Source organism: Nostoc sp. CALU 1950 (assembly GCF_051172895.1).
Classification (GTDB): Bacteria; Cyanobacteriota; Cyanobacteriia; order Cyanobacteriales; family Nostocaceae; genus Nostoc; species Nostoc edaphicum_A.
Genome location: NZ_JBDNJQ010000345.1, coordinates 1 through 2,023 on the forward strand (window position 1 = coordinate 1; position 2,023 = coordinate 2,023).

1 protein-coding gene is annotated in these 2,023 nt (G+C 44.1%); it reads left to right on the plus strand.

Translation table 11 applies throughout. The annotated features are described in order from the left end of the window. The first annotated feature begins 242 nt into the window (after positions 1-242). On the plus strand, positions 243-1,928 hold the full coding sequence (gene ltrA, locus ABF638_RS37780; RefSeq protein ID WP_435027853.1) for a group II intron reverse transcriptase/maturase: 1,686 nt from the start codon (positions 243-245) through the stop codon (positions 1,926-1,928). The last annotated feature ends 95 nt before the right edge of the window (positions 1,929-2,023 follow it).

Below are 2,023 nucleotides of genomic sequence, written 5' to 3' on the forward strand. Positions count from 1 at the left end.
GTGTGATTCGTTGCCTAGAAATGAGTAGCAATACTCAGGGATTAGGCGTAAGGCTAGACATAGGAGCAATCCTAACAGAACCTTGACAACTGACTGACCATGTAGGTGAGAATCCTACCCCGTAAGTGCAACGGTGAAAGCACTTCCCCTACGGTAGCGACTAGTCCTCAATCCGTAAAGCGGGGATGAAAGGTGTCAATACTAGTAGCCTAAAAAACTGGTATGCATCGAGCAAAGTGCCTATGAGTAAAAGCGAAAGCGTTCACAAACTCCAGAGATTGTTAATGAGTTCCCGGTCAGCAAAGCTCTTAGCCGTGCGTAGAATCAGTCAAGACAACCAAGGGAAAAAGACAGCAGGAGTGGATGGGATAAAAAGCCTATCCCCAGCAGCACGTCTAACTATGATTGTCAACCTAAAGTTAAGCAAGAAAGTCTCACCTACCAGAAGGGTTTGGATTCCTAAACCTGGTACAGACGAAAAGCGACCATTAGGTATCCCTACTATGCACGACAGAGCCATGCAGGCACTAGTAAAACTAGCTCTTGAACCAGAATGGGAAGCTAAGTTCGAGCCAAACTCGTTCGGTTTTAGACCAGGGCGCTCATGTCATGATGCAATTGAGGCAATATTTATAGGTATCAATCATAAGCCAAAATATGTGCTTGATGCGGATATCTCTAAGTGCTTCGACAAAATCAACCATCAGGCATTGTTGCTAAAGCTAAACACTACCCCAACGATACGTCGGCAAGTAACGGCGTGGCTAAAGTCTGGAGTAATGGATGGTAAGCAGTTATTCCTGACATCTGAGGGTACGCCCCAAGGGGGAGTAATCTCTCCTTTACTGGCAAATATAGCCCTCCACGGTTTAGAGTCACGGGTTAAACAAGAGTTTCCCAAAATGTCACATACAGTTCGGGAAACGTGGTTTCATAAAAAAGGAACCGAGTTTAAATCACCTGACGTAATTCGCTATGCAGATGATTTTGTCATCTTGCATGAGAACGAAGCTGTAGTCCAAAGATGCAAGGAGATCATCTCCAAATGGTTATTAGACATGGGTTTAGAACTCAAGCCAAGCAAAACGAGATTTGCTCATAGCTTACATAAGTATAAGCAAGATAAACCAGGATTTGATTTCTTGGGATTTACCATCCGTCAATTCGCTGTTGGTAAATATCACTCTAAGCAAGGCTATAAAACAATAATCACCCCAAGCTCCAAAAAGCAGAAGATACACTACGATAAAATCGCAAAGGTAATTGAATCGCATAAGGCACTGCCCCAAGCGGCTCTAATAGCCTATTTAAACCCCATTATTCGGGGATGGGCAAATTACTACGCGACTGTAGTAAGCAAGGTTGTTTACTCAGATTTAGATAACTTGGTGTATCAAAAACTTAGAGCTTGGGCGAATCGCCGTCACCCAAATAAAGCGGGTGGGTGGGTGTCAAATAAATACTGGCATCCGATAGGTGGAAATAACTGGGTCTTCTCAGCTAAAAACGGGGCTAAATCCTTAAAATTAATTGACCATGCTTGCACTCCAATAGTCCGGCACATAAAGGTCAAGGGAAAAGCCTCGCCATTCGATGGCAACCTGGTGTACTGGAGTTCCCGCATGGGTAAGAATCCCGAACTACCTTCACGAGTTGCAAAGCTTTTGAAGAAACAAAAAGGGAAATGCGCCCATTGTGGATTGTTTTTCCGCGAAAGCGATGTGATGGAAGTTGACCATACAACCCCCAAGTCGAAAGGTGGAAAGGATTGTTATGACAATTGGCAACTTATGCACAGACATTGCCATGACACAAAAACTACCAATGATGGCAGTATTGGCGCAAAATCCGGTTGCAATAGTACCGAGCCTAAGCCCACCAGAAGACTTGAAAAAGTCGAGGATAAATGGGTAATGAGGTATGCATGAAAAGCACCTAATCATTGAGGAGCCGTGTGAAGGGAAACTTTCATGCACGGTTTTGAAGAGCAACGGGGTTGGTGACAACCTCGTTGAGTTTAATC